Genomic DNA, 18,766 nt, shown 5'->3' with positions numbered 1-18,766 from the left:
TGCAGATTGCATGCGACTAATCATAAATAACAAAACGACTGTGAATCAAGTTCGGGGGAATTTATGAAAATCGCAGATACCAGTGCACAAGACCAGGTTGTTATTAAACCACCAGGTTATCGACGCACATTATATACACTATTGATTATTGCCATAACGGTTATCATCGCAATATGGCAGTTGGCGCCGGCAGCAAGTCGCTGGAGCAAAGCCGATAAATCTATCTCGATGGAACGGGTAAGACTAGGACACATTGATATTGGCGATTTTATTCGCGACGTTTCAGTGCAAGGACGTGTCGTAGCCGCCATCAGCCCAACCATCTACGCTCCTGCAGAAGGCACCATCACCCTTCATATCGACGCCGGCAGTGAAGTATCTTCGGGTGATCTTTTAGCCAGTTTAGACAGCCCTGAGCTGACTTCACGCTATCAACAAGAAAAAGCCAGTTTGGAAAATTTACAAACCAGTTATAAACGCGCCCAAATCCAATCAAAAAAACAACAGCTTATTGCTCAAAAAGCGGTGGATTTAGCGCAGGTCGCTCTCACCACGGCAGATAGAGAAAAGCGCAGAGCAGACAAGGCCTACCATAAAAACGCAATCAGCCAGATTGACTTTGAAAAAGCTCAAGATGATTTAGCCAATGCAAAATTACAATACGAACATGCGGTTGCTGATGCCAATTTAGACAAGGAAAGCCAAGCCTTTGACCTGCATTCGATTGACTTACAAATCCAGCGACAAACGTTATTGGTGAGCGATTTACAACGCCAAGTTGACGCTTTGTACATTGTTTCACCTGTGGATGGCATTGTCGGTAATTTAAATGTCGAAAACAAAACTTACCTCAGCAAAAATCAGCCGATTTTAATGGTCGTCGATTTATCACAATTTGAGATAGAAGTCGCGATCCCAGAAAGCTATGCCGACGACTTGGCCATTGGTATGGACGTAGAAATTAACGTAGAACAGCAACCGTTTAGTGCTCGACTGGTGACAATTTCCCCCGAAATACTGAACAATCAGGTCACTGGTCGAGTGCGTTTCAATCAGCAAGTACCACCAGGACTGAGACAAAACCAACGTTTAAGCAGTCGCATTTTACTCGAGTCTAGAGAAAACGTATTACAAGTAAAACGCGGACAATTTCTTGACAGCAGTAATGGACGCTTTGCCTATGTTGTCAACGACGGTATTGCTTATAAAACCCCTATTGAAGTTGGTGCCAGAAGCTTAAGTCGTGTTGAGATTTTATCCGGACTTAAAAAAGGGCAACAAATTATTATCTCCGGCACCGATATGTTCGACAACGCCGAAACCATTTTACTAAACCAATAAAGACAACCTGGCATCACTTTATAAAGCAAGGAAAACAATATGTTAACAATGAAAAGTATCAGCAAAGTATTCACCACCGATAACATTCAAACGCACGCTCTGCGCGATTTCAATCTACAGGTTAACGAAGGTGATTTTGTCAGTGTGACCGGCCCTTCGGGTTCGGGTAAAACCACCTTTTTAAATATTGCAGGATTACTTGAAACCTTCACTGCGGGTGAATACGACCTTGATGGGTTAGCGATAAGCCAATTAAACGATAAGCAACGGTCTAAATTAAGAAACGAAAAAATCGGTTTTATTTTTCAAAGTTTTAATTTAATTCCCGATTTAAATCTATTTGATAATGTCGATGTGCCCTTGCGCTATCGCGGTTTAAAAAGTGCAGAGCGCAAAGAACGTATTGCGCATCATCTTGATTTAGTAGGGTTAGGTTCAAGGATGAAACACCTGCCAAGCCAATTGTCTGGTGGTCAACAACAACGTGTTGCCATAGCTCGTGCGTTAGCGACTGAGCCGAGGTTTTTATTGGCCGATGAACCTACGGGAAACTTAGATACCCACATGGCACAAAGTGTGATGAGCCTATTAGAAGAGATCAATAGCCAAGGCACAACAATTATCATGGTGACGCATGACAATGAATTGGCCAATCGGGCAAAACGCAAAATTTGGGTAAAAGACGGTATTGTCAGCGAAGTAGATAGCATTGATAGCCGTATCCACACGTCCACTCAAGCGATTGCATAAGGGAGTGAATATGTTTACTTATTATTTACGTCTGGCGTGGATCAGCATTTTTAAACATTGGGGCTTATCATTACTTATGGTCATTGCCATAGGTCTTGGCATCGGCGCGACCATGACCACAGTTACGGTGAACTATTTAATGTCATCGAACCCAATTCCTCACAAAAGTTCGGTTTTGCACAATGTGCAGCTCGACAGTTGGGATCTGAATCAGCCCTTTCGTGACGATGGTAGCCCACCTAATCAAGTAACCTATCGTGATGGTATCGCTTTATTTGAAGCAAAGATGGCAGCAAAACAGAGTATTCAAGCACAAGCGAATGGGGTCATAGAACCAGAAACACAAGGTTCTTTACCTTTTATGGTAACTGCCAGAGCAAACTCAGCTGACTTTTTCAGCATGTTCGATGTGCCGTTTATTTATGGTGATTCTTGGGATCATAACAGTGATATTAATAAAGAACAGGTGGTTGTGCTTAATCGTGAGGTTAATCAGCGAGTATTTGGCGGCGAAAATTCGGTTGGCCGTACGATTAAGATAAACGGTTACTACTACAAAGTGGTTGGGGTAATTGATTATTGGGATCCTAAACCAAGGTTTTATGACATTTCGACGGGGGCATTTAATGATTCCGAAGAAATTTTTGTCCCGTTTTCGATGCTCACCGAGCAAAAGATCGGTCGTAGTGGTAACACCAACTGTTGGAAGCCCGTTGGTGATGGTTTTGACGCTTTCTTACAATCCGAATGTGTGTGGTTGCAGTTTTGGGTTGAACTGCCCAACCTTAGCGCCAAAAACGACTATATGAGCTTTTTAAATGCTTACACCGAACAACAAAAAGATTTGGGCCGATTTCAACGCCCGACCAACAACCGCTTACCCAATGTGACCGAGTGGTTAGAACAACAAGAAGTGGTTGCTGATGATGCGATTATGATGATGACAATGTCATTGATGTTCTTAATTGTTTGCTTGTTAAATACCGTTGGTTTGTTGTTATCAAAATTTCTTGGTAAAGCTTCAGAAATTGGCCTGCGCCAAGCCTTGGGAGCCAGCAAACAAACCTTGTTCTTGCAGTACATTATTGAATCGGCATGTATTGGCCTTGCTGGTGGGGTTATGGGCTTATTGTTTGCTTGGCTGGGCTTAAAAGGCATTGATGCCCTGTATGGCGACATCTTAACCGGACTCACTTCCCTAGACATTCCAATGTTTATATTGGCTCTAATCATTGCCATTGTTTGCACTATTTTAGCTGGCATATACCCCACATGGCGAGCCTGTAACGTACAACCATCACAACAACTTAAAGCGCAGTAGGAGGCAAATAATGTCAGAATTTGGATTAATTTTTCGCGCTTTAATGCGCAACAAGGTGGGTGCGGTGCTTATCGCTTTACAAATAGCCTTGACCTTAACCATCATGGTCAATGCCATTTTTATGATCCAAGAACGCAATCAACAAATGCAACGCCCTAGCGGATTAGATGAAGACAATATTTTTCATTTAACCAACACTATTTTTGCGCAAGATTATAACCAGCAAGTGAATTTAGAAGACGATTTGGCACTAATCCGACAGACTCCTGGGGTCGTTGATGCGATTCAAATTAACGCTATCCCTTTAAGTGGCGGAGGTTGGTCTATGGGCTTGCAAACCGAAGCAGGCGAAGGCAAAGACACGGTTGGGGTTGCGGTATATATGGTAGATGATCATGCCATCAACACCATGGGCATAGAATTAATCTCAGGTCAAAATTTTGCCCCCACCGATATTCAATGGCGAGATCAATCCCAATCGGGTTGGCCGGCAAAAACCATTGTCAGCAAAGCCATGGCTGAAAGCTTATTTCCTGATGATTGGCAAGGAGCGGTGGGTAAAACCGTCTATATCGCAGAACATCAGGCGATTCAAATCATTGGTATTGTTGATACCTTGCAAGCACCTTGGCATAGCTGGGGCAATGTCGAAAGAAGCATGTTAGTACCGTTTAAAATGGAAACATCGGGTGGTCGCTTTATGATACGAACCGAACCAGGGCGCCGTGATGAATTAATGCCACAAATTGAAGCAGCGCTAGCAAACAGCAATCAGGGCAGGATCATTCGTCGAGTGACCAGCATGAACGACGTCAGAGAGCGCAGTTATCGCGGTCACAATGCGGTGAATAAAATTTTAACCGTTGTGGTGATTACTTTAACCTTGATTACAGGCTTTGGTATTGTTGGTTTAGCGATGTTTAGTATCAATCGTCGCACCAAACAAATTGGCACTCGTCGGGCCCTTGGAGCAACCCAAAGTCAAATTTTAAGCTTTTTTATGATTGAAAACTTTATCATATCCAGCTTTGGTGTGGCCTTAGGTGCAGCGGGGGCTATTGCACTCAACATTTGGTTGGTAAACACCCTGTCAATGTCCCCCATTAACCCTTGGCTTATTGGGTTAGGGGTTGTCATTCTCTATATTGTTGGCCAAGTCGCGGTGCTTTACCCGGCCCGTAAAGCGACTTTAATTTCTCCGGCGATTGCAACTAGAACGGTATAAACGAGTCGCCATCAACAACAAGTCTGTTGACCATTAGCTCAGACTTGTTGCCTGTCAGTGTTTTAATTTTCCATGGCCAAAGTGGCTTAAAATAGGGCGCCTTGAGATAATGCTTAAACGCGCTCTCTATGGCATCCTATTGACCCCCTACTTATTTAACGTGTTGAAAGTGAACGAAAGCTTAGCCTTAATCGTTACTTGATTCGTATCGGTTTTGGCTAAGTTCATAGCAAAGCTTTTTAATAACGAATATCCAAGGTTATACTGTATAGCGTTACCAATATTAGATTTTTAGACCATGAATAAACAAGGTAATAGCAATTGGAAGCGTTATCGGTAAGTTAGGTAAACCGAACTAAGGCTGATATATTAGTAGCAGATATACATTCAATTAGTGACCACGATGGCAAACCCTGTAAGCAAGATGTACGAAGTGGGTTTGTTATCGCTAAAAATACATTCACATTATTGTGAGAGCTAAAAATTTTTACCGTCGAGTCAGAACGTTGCTCATACCAAAGCCTGAACGTTTTAACACGGCTCGCAAATGCATAAAATGGGGAATAACCATGCACAAGAAAATTATCACCACCATCGTTTTAGCGCTGTGTTTCCATGCGCAAGCCCATGAAGACTTACATAAAACCTCTGGTTTAGTTACCGCAGGGGGTAAACTCATCACTTTATTGGGTGACCAAGTTGAAGTGGGTCAACAAGCACCGGATTTTAAAGTTGTCGACGAAAGATTTTCTCCGGTTACCCTGTCTGACTTTAAAGGTAAAACAGTGATGATTTCAGTGGTGCCAAGTTTAGACACAGGGGTTTGCTCATTGCAAACCAAGCGGTTTAACGAAGAGGTTGCTAATTTACCAGAAGATGTAGTGATGTTGACCATCAGTAACGACTTACCGTTTGCCCAAAAACGTTTTTGCCAAGCTGAGTCTGTCGACCAACTGAAAGTTTTATCCGATTCAGTATGGCGTGACTTTGGCGCCAAATATGGCTTATTAATTAAAGATATGGGGTTATTAAGCCGGGCAATCATTGTGATTGATAAGCATAATAAAATCACCTATAAAGAATTGGTTAGTAATATTTCAACTCACCCTAAATACGATGAAGCGTTGATGGCAGTGCAAGAAGCGGTTAATGGCACAGAACCATCGCCAAGTGCCGCTGAGGAAGATGAAGAAACCTCATTAACAACAGGCGATAGCGAAGCAGTCGCGGCGCCAACAAGCGCAGACTAACAAGCCAATATCGTTGCTGCCTTGGTGTGTCACCTTTGCTGACACGCCAAGACAGGCAAAGTCTAAACTTAAAAAAGTTCGACACAAACCCTAAAAAAACAATAAGATAAAAAATATTTTTCTTTTTTTTATCTTTTCCCTTGAAAAATATTTGTTCGCTCCCATCTATTAATTGTAGTCGCCATAAAGGGTCTACAATCCGCTTTAATATCGGATTTTTAAACCGCCTGTTCAACGTGAAAGGCACTTTTAACGTTCAGAACCATCGCAACGTTCTGATTCACATATTGCTAAATAGATAGGATATGATTATGCGAACATTTACAACAGATTTTAGCCCACTTTACCGTTCATTTATTGGTGCTGAGCATTTAGCTTCATTAATGGATAAAGCCACACGAGCAGAAAAACAACCTGCTTATCCTCCTTACAACATTGAATCAATAGCCGACGATAAATATCGTATTACCATGGCGGTGGCCGGTTTTGTTGAAAGTGAGCTAGATATTGAATCCAAAGATAACGCTTTAATCGTAACGGGTACCAAAACCAATAACGATAAAGACAACAACCGAACGTTCTTATATCAAGGCATTGCTGAACGCAATTTTGAACGTAAATTCCAACTTGCCGATCATGTCAAAGTGATCAGTGCACAAATGGAAAACGGGTTGTTGCATATTGACCTCGAGCGAGAAATTCCAGAAGCTTTAAAACCACGTAAGATTGCCATTAATGGTAAGAGCTTATTGGAAAGCTCTGCAGAATAAGCCTGAATTGCTCGCTATTTAAATTTTACTTCCCTATTTTTGCAAGCCCGGTTCGCGCCGGGCTTTTTATGTTATTATTTTTGACTAAAAAGATAGGTTCGATAGCCACCCACCAAGTTTTTCACCTTAAAGCCATGATTGGCCAACATACGACAAGCAACATTACCGCGCAAACCAACCTGACAATACACTAAAATTTCTTTGTCTTTGGGGAGCTCATTTAGGCGTTGTCGTAATTCGTCAACTTCAATATTTATCGCTCCCGCTATCTGCCCTACTCGTTCAAGCTCTATCGGTTTACGAACATCTAGCCATAGTTGTTTCGACGTTACATTATCTACTTGATCAAAATGTACGGGCTTAATATCACCTCGCAAAATATTGGTGGCGACAAAAGCGGCTTGGTTAATCACATCCTTAGCACTACCAAAAGGCGGAGCATAACAGAGCTCGACATGTTGCAATTGCGCAACCGTCATTTTAGTTTTCATCGCAACCGACAGCACATCGATACGTTTATCAACACCGTCTTTGCCGACGGCTTGTGCACCTAAAATAATCCCAGTGTCAGGGGCAAATAACAGCTTTAAAGAGACAATTTCTGCACCTGGGTAGTAGCTTGCATGGCTTGCGGTATGGACGTAGACTTTTTCATAGGCGATATTGGCACGTTTTAATTGTTTCTCATTTTTACCTGTTGAGCCTACTGCTAAATCAAAAACTTTGCAGATCGCCGTGCCTTGAGTCCCCTGATATGACTCACTGGCGCCAAGCATATTATCAGCGGCCATCCGACCTTGTCGGTTTGCTGGGCCGGCCAGTGGCACTAAGGTCGGTGTTTTAGTGACAAAATCAATGGTTTCAATAGCATCACCAACGGCGTAGATACTCGGATCACTGGTTTGCATATGTCCATTAACCCAAATTCCGCCAAGCTCACCAAGTTTTAAACCGGCTTGTTTTGCCAACCCAGTTTCTGGCGCGACCCCCGTTGCCATTATTAACATATCCGTTAACACCTGTTGGCCTGAGTCGAGTTGCAGGGTAAGATTGTGGCCTGTATGCGCTTCGTTTGATTGTACCTCTACCAACTTTTGGCTTAACTTTAAGTCAATACCTCGCTCATTAAGTTCTGCATGTACAAAGCCAGCCATTTCTTTATCAATACTCACCATAACTTGATCTGCCAATTCAACCAAAGTGGTATCAATACCACGCTGATGAAACGCTTCGAGCATCTCTAAGCCAATAAAACCGCCGCCCACAACGGTGGCATGTTTTACCGTCTGACTTTCTAACTTGGCAATAATCGCGTCCATGTCGGGAATATTGCGCAAAGAAAAGGTGTAAGGATTGGTTAAACCGGTAATCGGTGGCATTAACGGTTTAGCACCTGGGCTTAATAACAAGACATCATAAGGCTGCTCGTATTGCTCTTGGGTAAGTAAGTTGGTCACTCGGACTCGTTTGTTTTCACGATCAATTGCCATAACTTCGGTGTGTGATTTAACTTTTACATTAAAGCGTTGATCAAAACTTTCATCAGTTTGTAAAATGAGTGCCTCTCGTTGGCGAATATCGCCACCAATATGATAAGGCAAACCACAGTTTGCAAATGAGACATACGGGCCACGCTCAAACATGATAATGTCTGCCGACTCTGACAACCTTCTTGCTCTCGCAGCGGCAGAGGCTCCACCGGCAACGCCACCTACAATGACTATTTTCTTCATATCTACCTCAAATTTTTATACATGATCGTAAAGATCCAAACGAATGATGATGGCACTGTATCACACCAAATTAGATATTACTAATTTAGATAACACTAATTTAGACTGACCTCTATAAGTGTTGACTAATATAAAATTTAGCATACACTGTGCTTGCTATTAGGAGTCTTTTTACAAAATAATACTGACAAAACAGAGCCTAACGGCAGGTATTAATTTAAAAGGAGTCGACATTTGGACTTTGATCTAATGCAAGAAAATGCAAAAGAAGTTTCTAACCTATTGAAAACAATGGCACATCCTGATCGATTGATGGTTTTATGTCAGTTAATCGATGGGGAAATGAGCGTTGCAGAACTACAACAAAATTCAACGTTAAGTCAGTCTGCGTTTTCTCAACACTTAAAAGTTTTAAAATCGCATGGATTAATTTGCGATCGAAAGTCATCGCAACAAGTCTTTTATAGCCTTGCCGATAGCAATATCGCACACCTCATTGGTACATTGCATGAATTGTACTGTCCGAAACCTTAACCATATACATATAAGTGAATACTATGACCATCCCTTATAACGCTTTAATCGGCGGTGTTTTACTGGGTATTTCTGCCCTACTCCTGTTGTTATTTAATGGCAAAATTGCTGGGATCAGCGGAATATTAACCGGATTAATTAGCCCAAAACAAAAAGACATATTATGGCGATTTTTATTCGTTCTTGGCATGTTGCTGGGAGCGTTTATCGCGGTTAACTATTTTGGCGCGACGATAGTACAGAGCTTCTCAACCCCTACTTGGCTAATGATTATTGCTGGCTTTCTAGTTGGCTTTGGTACTCGTATCGGTAACGGCTGTACCAGTGGTCATGGCATTTGTGGTATGGGTCGATTATCTCAACGCTCTATCATTGCAACCTGTATATTTATGGTCGTGGCTGTTGTTACGGTTTATCTTAGAAATCAGTTTATTTAGGAAGCAAAAATGACTCAGATTATTGCATTAATTAGCGGTATTTTATTTGGTTTAGGCCTCGCTATTTCGGGCATGGTAGATCCTGAAAAAGTCATGGGCTTTTTAGATATTACTGGCAACTGGCAAATTGATTTGGCATTTGTGATGGGTGGCGCCTTATTGGTGTTTGTTCCTGGGTATTTTCTTATCGTCAAACACCAGGATAAGCCAATACTTAGCAAAAAGTTTAGTCTACCGAGCAAAACAGATATCGATAAGCCGTTAATTGTAGGCGCTGTTTTATTTGGTATTGGTTGGGGTTTGGCAGGTTTATGTCCAGGCCCTGCGATTGCCAGTTTGTCTTACCCGACGGCCGATTTACTGTATTTTGTCGCCGCCATGTTGGTTGGTTTACTGTGTGCACCAATCGCTAGTAAACGACAATCGTAATATCATTAGGGCTGTAAATTTAAGTTTGCAGCCCTTTTCTTAATGCTTTGCTTATTAGTCTTTAAAATCGTTTGCAAGTTTCTGATTTATTTGTACAGTATAATTATCGTGCAATAAATATACGATAATAGGAATAGTGATGATTTTATATGGTGATAGCAAATCGGGTAATTGCTACAAACTTCAACTCGTCTGCTCTAACCTTGGACAAGCATATACTTGGCGAGAAATGGACATCACCCAAGGTGATACCCGAACCCCTGAATTTCTTGCCCTTAATCCCCAAGGCAAAATCCCTTTGCTACAGCGTGAAGATGGCAGTATTTTAACCGAATCAAACGCCATCATTAATTACCTTGCTAAAGACTCTGAACTCGTGCCCAAAGACCCTTGGTTATTTGCCCAAGTATTACGTTGGCAATTTTTTGAGCAGTATTATCATGAGCCCAATATTGCGGTGGCGCGTTACATAAAGTTGTATTTGGACTCGCCACAAGATAGACAACAAGAGTTAAAGCAAAAACAACAACAAAGTTACCATGCTCTCGATGTTATGGAGCAGCACTTAGCCGACAAAACCTTTTTAGTAAATGAGCAATATACGGTTGCTGACATCAGTTTATATGCTTATACCCATGTTGCCTATGAAGGGGGGGTAGATATTAAAAACTACCCTGCGATTAAAGCATGGCTAAGTCGTGTTGAACAACAACCTAATTACTGCCCTTTGTGTTACTAAAACGGTGTGACGAAAATCACCACAATAAAAATGCATGTTAATAAGGTAGTTGCAGTAATTGAGGCAAGTCAGGCTGCCATTGAAATTCCGACAGTTTAATTTTGCCATTTAACAGCACAATGCCGTCTGTTTGTAATAGCTCATACTGTGCTTTATAGCGCGTAGAATTTGGCAAAAATGATATTTTCCCTTGTGAATTAATCACTCTAAACCAAGGCAGGTTTAATGAACTTGGCGCATTGGCTAAAGCCTTTCCCACGAAACGCGAACGCCCTGGCAAACCCGCTAGATCAGCTATTTGTCCATAAGTGGCGACACGACCTTTAGGAATGAGCTGCACAATGTGCCATATTGGTTGATAATGTGGTGATGACGTTACGACAGCTTGTGCCCGTTTTTCTTGGTTTTCTTTCTTACTCAACCTTAACCACCAATAATCTTGACTGCATATCTTCCCCATCTTCTAAGCTATAGCGCACTAAAAGCTCTGAACGCCCATCTTGATCTAAATCTTCACTGCTTAGCAATGCGCCATTTTTAGGGAGTTTTACCGCAAGCTTTTGGGCTTTTTTATGTAACAGGTTACCTTTAGCTTTTCCTGGATAGACACTGAGCTTTTGCTCTGAAGAAGACAACACCAAATCTTTCACCCCATCGCCATTAAGGTCGGTCATTTTAATCACCGGTGAACCACTTTTACCCGAGGTTAAGTTAAACGTTAATTCCACTTCTTTGCTGATTTTGGTTTGGTATTCATTATCGCTATTAAGGGCATATATGAGTACATCCTGATCAACACTGCCGGTTAATAACGCTGAAATAATTTGCGATACCGAAATATCAAAAGATGAGGTCATGATTTCCTTTTGCGCATCATTATCGATATCAATAAAATCAAGATCGGTTAATGTGCCTTGAGCTTTAACCAAAGAACTGGCTTGAGCAGGATACACTAACTCCCCTTTGACGACGCTGGCGAGATATATTTCATAGTCGTTACTTTTATCCAATACCCCAGAGCTTTGAGTATATTGCACCACCATATCAGGCAGGTTGTCATTATTGATATCGATAAGATGTTCAATGGTTCGGTGCTTTAAATTACTTTGATCTAAATTTTGACCATCTGCCCCGCGGGTATCCCACCAATTCACCCCAGTAATGGATGGGTTTATCGAAATACTTTTACCGTTAAGGTCAAACTTGCCTTGTTTTTGCTGTACATAAACCTGCAACTCGCCATCACCAGAAAGGACAATATCTTGTAAGTTATCCATCGTCATATCGACAAAATAATATGGTTTTTCAGTATAGCTGACGCTGCCATCAAAAATTTCTACGGTTGGTGATATAGGGATCTTTTGTGCGATAAACTGAGTGTTGGATTGCTGTATATAAACATTTAAATGAGCAAAGTCGGCTAAGACCACATCGGCAAGGCCATCTTTATTAATATCAACAACAAAATCAGCTTGCCGTAAGTAGTGCGCGTGTGAATTTATGTAGATAGATTGGACGTCTAAAATGGGCTGATAGAATTCATCTGCTGTGGGTTTAAACTGCATAACTTGGTTGCTGGTTAAAAAGTATAGTGATTGCAAACCGTCTGCATCGACCTCGCCTAAATCGAATGAGAAGAAAGTTTTTGGGAGGTCTACTTGTCGCAGCATTTGGTAAGATTGACTGTCTTCGGTCCAAGCAAATAATGCGAGCTTATGATCCCCGTTTTTCTCACCGATTAATATCAGTTCATTACCATAGTTTGGCAATAAATTAGCACTTAATGGCGCTTGTGAAATATTAAAAGGCGCCACAATGTCATATTGATTAAAGACAAAGTAATCTTGCGCCCACGCTTTATTAAAAAATAAGTAACAGAGTAACGCTGTCGATATAAAACCTCTAAAAAACAGCATTATAGATTTTTCGCTAGCGAGTTCTTGATGCCGATTAATCAACCTCATATCGTTTCATTTCCCAATAAATAATGATCACACAATGGAAGTTAGTATGAATAAAGAACCATCCTAGATCATCTTTTGTTGCTCATATTTGGCCAATTGTTAGGAATTTTTATGTAAATAAATATGTTGTTAAATGCCATTGCCTTAACAAATTTGCTTTTACACTAGGTGATAGCGCATATATCAGGACGCTGAGGGCGGCACAAATAGGTCAAAGAACTAAGTATTTTTTCGATCCGAATATTTCGTGATGTAAAGTAAAAACAATTTCGCGTAGCATAAACAACATAGGTTTAAATTGAATAGGGAAGCAGGTCAAATGAAAGTTACATATTGGCCCAATGGCAGTAATCATCTTAATAATCAAAAGAATAAACAAAGAACAAGCATCTTTTTACGCTATCTAGTATTTCTTGGCTTTGTCCTATCCTTGCTAAGTGCATGCTCACAACCTCAATTAAACCCGCTACCTTACGATGCTAAAATTTTAGCCTTTGGTGACAGTTTAACGGCCGGCAAAGGCGTGGATAAAAGTTTTAGTTACCCCAGTGTGTTAGCCCAACTTATTGAAGTAGATGTTATCAATGCGGGGATCAGTGGTGAAACAACCGCTCAAGGTCTGAGGCGTTTACCACAAGCGTTAAGCACTCATCAGCCGGATTTACTCATATTACTTGAGGGCGGTAATGACATATTACAAAATAAAGACCTTGACCAGACTAAGCGAAACTTAAGCGATATGATCTCTTTAGCAAAACAGCAAGGTATTCAGGTGATGCTGGTTGCGGTACCAGAAAAAAGCTTATTTTCGTCCTCTGCGAGCTTTTACCATGAACTTAGTGATGAGCATCAATTGGTTCTTGAAGATGGGATCATTGCTGAGCTAATGCGAAGTCCCGAAATGAAATCGGATCCGGTTCATTTTAACGAGGCTGGGTATCGAGCTTTAGCACAGCGTATTGCCGAACTGATGCAACAACAAAACATCATTTAACGGGGTTGAACAATCAATCTGATAATTCAACCTGATAAAAATCGGTTTAAAGCTATGAGCTTAAAACCTTAAAGTGAGCGATACAAAGTGAGCAAACACTTCGACCCTAAGGTTGAAATTAACGTAATCAATCAAAATAATCTGGCCGCCAAAAATGGTAAAGGGCAAGTATATGTTTTACCTTTTCAAGGCGATCTTAATTGGCCTTTGATGCTTAACTTTTTTAAACAGAGGATGATCCCTAAAGTTGAATACGTTGAGCATACATACCAACGAACAATTTGCTATAAAGACATTGAAGGTTGGATTGAAGTATCGAAACCTGAGCAAGAGCAACATTTGAGACTCTATATCGAACTGTCAGAATACAAATACATTGATGATATTATTGAAAAAGTTCGTAAAATGTTTGATTTAGACTGCGATCTTAACCGTATTCACCAGCACCTAAGCCAAGATCAACAACTAAAGCCCATTATGGCTAAGTATCCAGGTCTGCGACTTCCTGGTTGTTGGGATCTATTTGAGTTTTCTGTTCGGGCCATTCTTGGCCAACAAATTTCGGTTAAGGCGGCCACCACCATTGCCAAACGCATTGCTCATCGTTATGGTGATAAGGTCCAGAACAGCGCCTTGGTACAATACCCAAATGAGCTTGGTTATTTTTTTCCAACGGACCTGCGCTTAGCAAACGCCAACTTTAACGAGATAGGCTTAACCCAAACTCGGATCACAACATTACAAAATTGGGCTGTTTTTTATCGCCAATTCCCGGACGTTTTTGCGCTCAACAAAAATACCGATTCTGACTATGAAAGATTTACCCAACAATTATGTGCAGTCAAAGGCATTGGACCTTGGACTGCCAACTATATTGCCATGCGTGGACTTAAGATGAATGATGCGCTTCCGGCCAGCGATTTAGGGCTCATAAAGGCGCTCAGCAAACATGGAACTAAAGTGACACCTAAGCAAATCATTGTTGTTGCACAGTCATGGCGACCTTGGCGAGCTTATGCCGCCATCTATTTATGGCAATCGTTAACGCATTAAGGCTTTAAGATGATTTATTTTGATATTCTTACCACCGAGTATGGCGATATAGCCATCATCGCCAACCAACACGGCTTGCAACAAGTGGCTTTTCAACAGGGCAAAGCGCCAGCACAAATAAAACCTGGCTATAAGCCAATTGATAACCAGGCACCTGTGCATTTACACAATGCAAAACAACAGCTTATTGAATATTTTTCAGGACAAAGAACCTCATTTGACTTACCTATTGCCCAGCAAGGAACACCATTTCAACAAAAGGTTTGGCAACAACTGACCACCATACCTTGTGGTAAAACCATAAGTTATTTAGAACTTGCTCAGCAAATCGATAATCCAAAAGCAATAAGGGCGGTGGGAACCGCTAATGGCGCCAATAAAGTAGCCATCATAGTACCGTGTCATCGCGTTATCGGTAAAGACCAAACTCTAACTGGCTATGCTGGTGGCATAGGTCTAAAAGCTAAGTTGTTAATGCTCGAAGGTGCCTATTTTAAACCGTCGATAGGATAATTAACGAGTTCAGTAAGGCAAGTCTTTTTCAACCAGAAACTTGTGTTAGAATGCTTGCTGTTTTTGATTATATTGACCGAGATACCGACCAATGGAATTTTTGATACTGGCTGCCAGCGTGGCTTTGGTTTTTATGGCGTATAAGCTTTATCAGGCCAAACAATATAATCAATTTATTGATTGGTTAGTGACCGACATTCAGCCTCAGTTATTACAAGCCCTAGTTAGTGAGCTTAAACAACAACGTTGCCAACAAACGCCAAATACCGACGCTCATATTAAGGCCACACAATATTACTACGCCCAATACCCCGTAAGAGTGTTTCAAGGCGCATTGCAGCGTAACATCATTAGCAAAGATTGGTTCGCTTCAGCCAAGCACAAACGCTTTGCTGCGCATCTGATGGCAAGCCAAGCGAGCCATAGAATATCACCTAAAAGGGAAAACCAAGGGGCCCAATTAGCAGAAAATAGCCCCCCCAATCCGGTCGCCAAACAAGCGTAAAAATACCTTGTAAAATATGCTTCTTTGCCTTTAAATTTGTTTTCTAGATATTGCTTATTAGCCTTTTTAGGCAAACAAAATTATCTAAATTAGATCTCTATAATATTTGCTTTACCCATCTTAATAACCTAAGTTATTGATTAATAGGGTTGTAATAAATACACCTAAAATCAATAAAAATAAAAATAAAATAGAGAGTCAAATGAGTAAGATGATTTTGTTGAAAGCCTTATCTGGCCTATGTATTCTCGGTATTTTTTCGGCAAACGCAAATTGCCTGATCTCGGAACAAGAAAAACGCTTACGCGATGCAAAATATGCTGATCACATCAGTATAGTGCCAAGCCTTGTTGAAGATACTTACTCCGTACTCATTACGCCATCACAAGAAATTAACGGTCATACATTGCAAAGTATTATGTTGGTTTTAGGTGATACCGACACCCCTGACTTAACTATAGCGTTGGATCTTTTTGTTGAAGATGGCATTGAAAAAGCCGGTTACTTTGTAAAAGCGAAACAAGCCAAGCAACACACGGTGTATATTTCGTATGGCGAAAACTGCGGTATTGAAGTACAAAAGTCGGTTAACTTTAATGCCCAACCTTAGTTCTCTTCCTGTGTTCTACTTTACCAGCATTTTTGTGACCCTGTGCTCATGCCACGAATACTACCCCTTGGATTAAATTATCGCTGGTGAGCAAAAATTTAATCGGATTGGTATAAAACAAAGAAAAATTTACCTGCTATTCGTTTACATAAATAGATTCAACGATACCGTAATTGTTGACAGTGCTCGGATATTTTATAAAAAAAAGCCCAGCTTAGCTGGGCTTTGGTCTATTTTCGACGTCGGCGGGTTTGTTGCCCCTGTGCCTGACGTTGTTGGTGTTTTTTGACGTTCTTACGAATTTTTCGACTTTTATTATTGTCGATTTTCTTCTCGTCAACTTTCACTTTTGATTTGGTTTCTACAGGTAATTGTACCAATTTACGGTAGTAGTTAACGTCTTTTAGGCCCAGCTCTATCCAACCACCTAAAGGCAATCTGCGATCCATTTGCATGTCACCATAACGAACACGAATAAGGCGACTGACTTGCACCCCTTGGCTTTCCCACAGGCGACGAACCTCCCGATTACGACCTTCGGTTAAGACCACATGGAACCAGTGGTTACGTCCCTCACCGCCCTTGTAGATAATTTTATTGAACTTGGCCATACCGTCTTCTAACTTCACCCCATGGCGAAGCGTTTGCAACATGGCTTCATTAATTTCCACATCGGTACAAAATACACGTACCGCATACTCTCGCTCAACTTCATGCGACGGGTGCATTAAGCGATTAGCGAGTTCACCATCGTTAGTGAAAATAAGCATACCTGAAGTGTTTATATCAAGACGACCGACAGCAACCCAACGACTGCCATCAATCGGTGGTAAACGGTCAAAGACAGTCGGTCTTCCCTCGGGATCTTTACGTGTACACATCTCACCTTCAGGCTTGTTGTACACTAACACTCGACAAGGTTGTTCATCACTTTGTGCTATCTTAACAGGGTGACCATCTAATCGTATTTGTTCTGTCCCTTCAACACGATCACCAAGGTAAGCTACTTTACCATCAACACTGACTCGGCCGGCACTTATTACGGCTTCCATTTCTCGACGCGAGCCTTTACCTGCTCGGGCTAATACTTTCTGCAATTTTTCAGACATTTAATAAACTCATTCTGATTCAGTAAATTTACTTACTGAACTCTATTCGCCATCATCGGCGGCAATATTCAGATCACTGACGGGCATTAATTCGGGCAATTCGGACAACGATGTTAATGTAAAATAATCTAAAAACTCTTTCGTTGTGCCGTACAAACCGGGGCGTCCCGGAACGTCTTTATGTCCAACGACCTGAATCCAATTTCTTTCTTGTAGAGTTCTTATTATATAACTACTTACCGCAACACCGCGAATATCTTCAATTTCACCACGGGTAATCGGTTGCTTATAAGCAATTAATGACAATGTTTCCAATAATGCCCGTGAATAACGGGGGGCTTTTTCTTTAAATAACAAGGCGATGTAATCACTATAGCGGTTAATCGCTTGAAATCGATAGCCAGAGGCAACCTGTACTAACTCTATACCGCGCTGATCATAGTCTTTTTCTAGTTGTTGTAAAGCACTAAGCACATGTTTTTGGGTTAATTTAACCTCTTCACTTAGGGTTTGATAAATTTGCTTAACCGAAAGCGGTTTATTGCTAACAAATAACATGGCTTCAATGATTGAAACCAACTCAGACGGCGACACAGTTTTCATAGCGTGTGGTAAATTTCCTTTTATCCCTATTTAAGTTTGACTTGGATTGGGCCATAGGCTTGCGCTTGAATACAGTCAATTAATGACTCTTTGATCAACTCAAGTACAGCTAAGAATGTCACCACAACCCCAGAGCGTCCTTCGTGATGTTCAAACAATTGACTAAATTCTATATAACGTTGCTGTTTTAGGCAGGTCAATATATAAGCCATGCGTTCTCGGGTAGACAACTGTTCGCGTTGAATGTGATGATGCTCAAATGCTTGTGCCCGCTTTAATACACCGCGCAAAGCGAATACCAAGTCTTGTAATGAGACTTCGCTGTGAATAATTTTTGGGGCGAAGGCCTCTGGCAACTCGGCTCCCCCTTCAAAATAGTCTCGTTCCAAGCGAGGCATGGCGTCTATATTCTCGGCTGCTTTTTTAATCACTTCGTATTCTTGCAAGCGTCGAACAAGTTCAGCCCTTGGATCTTCCTCATCCTCTTCTATCGTGGTTTTAGGAAGCAATAATCTTGACTTTATTTCCGCTAAGATGGCCGCCATTACCAAGTATTCAGCCGCTAATTCAAGCTTGACGTACTTCATCACCTGGACATAATCCATATATTGTCGGGTTATCTCAGCAACGGGCAAATCGAGAATATCAAATTTTTGTTTGCGAATAAGGTACAACAATAAATCCAGCGGCCCTTCAAAAGCTTCTAAGATAACTTCAAGCGCATCTGGCGGGATAAATAAATCTTTTGGCTGCTCAATAACCGCTTTACCATGCACTAAAGCCAATGGCAAAACCTGCTGCACCATAACCGATGCGCCCGATTTTTCGTCGCTTTTAGCCAAATTGTGTTGGTTCTTGGTAATGAGCTCGCTCAACACGTTCTTCC

Annotated in this window: 21 protein-coding genes; 15 read left to right on the top strand and 6 right to left on the bottom strand. The window is 41.3% G+C overall.

Going from position 1 to position 18,766, the window contains the following annotated elements; all coding sequences use genetic code 11:
• Window positions 1-63 precede the first annotated feature (63 nt).
• The 6 genes from ACAY00_RS03250 (at window position 64) to ACAY00_RS03225 (ending at window position 6,657) form a co-directional block, all read left to right on the top strand.
• The gene (locus ACAY00_RS03250) at window positions 64-1,341 is read left to right on the top strand and encodes an efflux RND transporter periplasmic adaptor subunit (protein WP_371377182.1); all 1,278 of its coding nucleotides are present in this window, start codon (window positions 64-66) and stop codon (window positions 1,339-1,341) included.
• 39 nt (window positions 1,342-1,380) lie between these two features.
• Complete coding sequence (locus ACAY00_RS03245; RefSeq protein ID WP_371377179.1) at window positions 1,381-2,091, top strand: ABC transporter ATP-binding protein; 711 nt, start codon at window positions 1,381-1,383, stop codon at window positions 2,089-2,091.
• A 10-nt stretch (window positions 2,092-2,101) separates the two neighbouring features.
• Window positions 2,102-3,412 carry an ABC transporter permease gene (locus ACAY00_RS03240; RefSeq protein WP_371377176.1) on the top strand — a complete coding sequence of 437 codons (1,311 nt, stop codon included), beginning with the start codon at window positions 2,102-2,104 and terminating at the stop codon, window positions 3,410-3,412.
• Window positions 3,413-3,422: 10 nt separating this feature from the next.
• Window positions 3,423-4,637, top strand: a complete 1,215-nt coding sequence (locus ACAY00_RS03235) for an ABC transporter permease (RefSeq protein WP_371377173.1) — start codon at window positions 3,423-3,425, stop codon at window positions 4,635-4,637.
• 569 nt (window positions 4,638-5,206) lie between these two features.
• A complete protein-coding gene (gene tpx, locus ACAY00_RS03230) occupies window positions 5,207-5,887 on the top strand; it encodes a thiol peroxidase (RefSeq protein WP_371377171.1) in 681 nt (226 codons plus the stop codon).
• A 311-nt stretch (window positions 5,888-6,198) separates the two neighbouring features.
• A complete protein-coding gene (locus tag ACAY00_RS03225) occupies window positions 6,199-6,657 on the top strand; it encodes an Hsp20 family protein (RefSeq protein WP_371377168.1) in 459 nt (152 codons plus the stop codon).
• 74 nt (window positions 6,658-6,731) lie between these two features.
• On the opposite strand, the gene ACAY00_RS03220 is transcribed toward ACAY00_RS03225, so the two are convergent.
• Complete coding sequence (locus ACAY00_RS03220) at window positions 6,732-8,390, bottom strand: FAD-dependent oxidoreductase (protein WP_371377165.1); 1,659 nt, start codon at window positions 8,388-8,390, stop codon at window positions 6,732-6,734.
• Window positions 8,391-8,624: 234 nt separating this feature from the next.
• On the opposite strand from ACAY00_RS03220, the gene ACAY00_RS03215 reads away from it, so the two are divergent.
• The 4 genes from ACAY00_RS03215 (at window position 8,625) to ACAY00_RS03200 (ending at window position 10,529) form a co-directional block, all read left to right on the top strand.
• Window positions 8,625-8,924 (top strand): metalloregulator ArsR/SmtB family transcription factor, encoded by a 300-nt coding sequence (locus ACAY00_RS03215; RefSeq protein ID WP_371377163.1) that lies wholly within the window; start codon window positions 8,625-8,627, stop codon window positions 8,922-8,924.
• 23 nt (window positions 8,925-8,947) lie between these two features.
• Window positions 8,948-9,361, top strand: a complete 414-nt coding sequence (locus ACAY00_RS03210; RefSeq protein ID WP_371377160.1) for a YeeE/YedE family protein — start codon at window positions 8,948-8,950, stop codon at window positions 9,359-9,361.
• 9 nt (window positions 9,362-9,370) lie between these two features.
• A complete protein-coding gene (locus ACAY00_RS03205; protein ID WP_371377157.1) occupies window positions 9,371-9,790 on the top strand; it encodes a DUF6691 family protein in 420 nt (139 codons plus the stop codon).
• Between the two features lie 139 nt (window positions 9,791-9,929).
• Window positions 9,930-10,529: a glutathione S-transferase family protein gene (locus tag ACAY00_RS03200; RefSeq protein ID WP_371377154.1), complete on the top strand. Its 600-nt coding sequence runs from the start codon at window positions 9,930-9,932 to the stop codon at window positions 10,527-10,529.
• A 37-nt stretch (window positions 10,530-10,566) separates the two neighbouring features.
• On the opposite strand, the gene ACAY00_RS03195 is transcribed toward ACAY00_RS03200, so the two are convergent.
• Both ACAY00_RS03195 and ACAY00_RS03190 read right to left on the bottom strand, forming a co-directional pair.
• Window positions 10,567-10,950: an MGMT family protein gene (locus ACAY00_RS03195; protein ID WP_371377151.1), complete on the bottom strand. Its 384-nt coding sequence runs from the start codon at window positions 10,948-10,950 to the stop codon at window positions 10,567-10,569.
• On the bottom strand, window positions 10,943-12,493 hold the full coding sequence (locus ACAY00_RS03190) for an FG-GAP repeat domain-containing protein (protein WP_371377148.1): 1,551 nt from the start codon (window positions 12,491-12,493) through the stop codon (window positions 10,943-10,945). Before ACAY00_RS03190 ends, ACAY00_RS03195 begins: the two co-directional genes overlap by 8 nt.
• Before the next feature lie 319 nt (window positions 12,494-12,812).
• On the opposite strand from ACAY00_RS03190, the gene ACAY00_RS03185 reads away from it, so the two are divergent.
• From ACAY00_RS03185 to ACAY00_RS03165, 5 genes are all read left to right on the top strand, one after another.
• Window positions 12,813-13,487, top strand: a complete 675-nt coding sequence (locus ACAY00_RS03185; RefSeq protein WP_371377146.1) for an arylesterase — start codon at window positions 12,813-12,815, stop codon at window positions 13,485-13,487.
• Window positions 13,488-13,574: 87 nt separating this feature from the next.
• The gene (locus ACAY00_RS03180) at window positions 13,575-14,540 is read left to right on the top strand and encodes a DNA-3-methyladenine glycosylase (protein WP_371377143.1); all 966 of its coding nucleotides are present in this window, start codon (window positions 13,575-13,577) and stop codon (window positions 14,538-14,540) included.
• A gap of 9 nt (window positions 14,541-14,549) precedes the next feature.
• Window positions 14,550-15,053, top strand: coding sequence for a methylated-DNA--[protein]-cysteine S-methyltransferase (locus tag ACAY00_RS03175; RefSeq protein WP_371377140.1), 504 nt, complete (start codon window positions 14,550-14,552; stop codon window positions 15,051-15,053).
• Between the two features lie 91 nt (window positions 15,054-15,144).
• Entirely contained in the window at window positions 15,145-15,558 is a 414-nt protein-coding gene (locus ACAY00_RS03170) for a hypothetical protein (protein WP_371377137.1), read from the top strand.
• 202 nt (window positions 15,559-15,760) lie between these two features.
• Complete coding sequence (locus tag ACAY00_RS03165; protein WP_371377134.1) at window positions 15,761-16,168, top strand: hypothetical protein; 408 nt, start codon at window positions 15,761-15,763, stop codon at window positions 16,166-16,168.
• 230 nt (window positions 16,169-16,398) lie between these two features.
• Here ACAY00_RS03165 and rluB read toward each other — a convergent pair whose 3' ends face one another.
• The 3 genes from rluB to ACAY00_RS03150 are packed head-to-tail and all read right to left on the bottom strand — an operon-like array spanning window position 16,399 to window position 18,755.
• Entirely contained in the window at window positions 16,399-17,277 is an 879-nt protein-coding gene (rluB, locus tag ACAY00_RS03160) for a 23S rRNA pseudouridine(2605) synthase RluB (protein WP_371377132.1), read from the bottom strand.
• Window positions 17,278-17,319: 42 nt separating this feature from the next.
• Window positions 17,320-17,880, bottom strand: a complete 561-nt coding sequence (gene scpB / locus ACAY00_RS03155; protein WP_371377129.1) for an SMC-Scp complex subunit ScpB — start codon at window positions 17,878-17,880, stop codon at window positions 17,320-17,322.
• 26 nt (window positions 17,881-17,906) lie between these two features.
• A complete protein-coding gene (locus tag ACAY00_RS03150) occupies window positions 17,907-18,755 on the bottom strand; it encodes a segregation and condensation protein A (protein WP_371379522.1) in 849 nt (282 codons plus the stop codon).
• Between the last annotated feature and the right edge of the window lie 11 nt (window positions 18,756-18,766).

It is taken from the genome of Thalassotalea sp. 273M-4 (assembly GCF_041410465.1).
Taxonomy (GTDB): domain Bacteria; phylum Pseudomonadota; class Gammaproteobacteria; order Enterobacterales; family Alteromonadaceae; genus Thalassotalea_A; species Thalassotalea_A aquiviva.
This window is presented reverse-complemented; position numbering and strand designations above follow the sequence as displayed.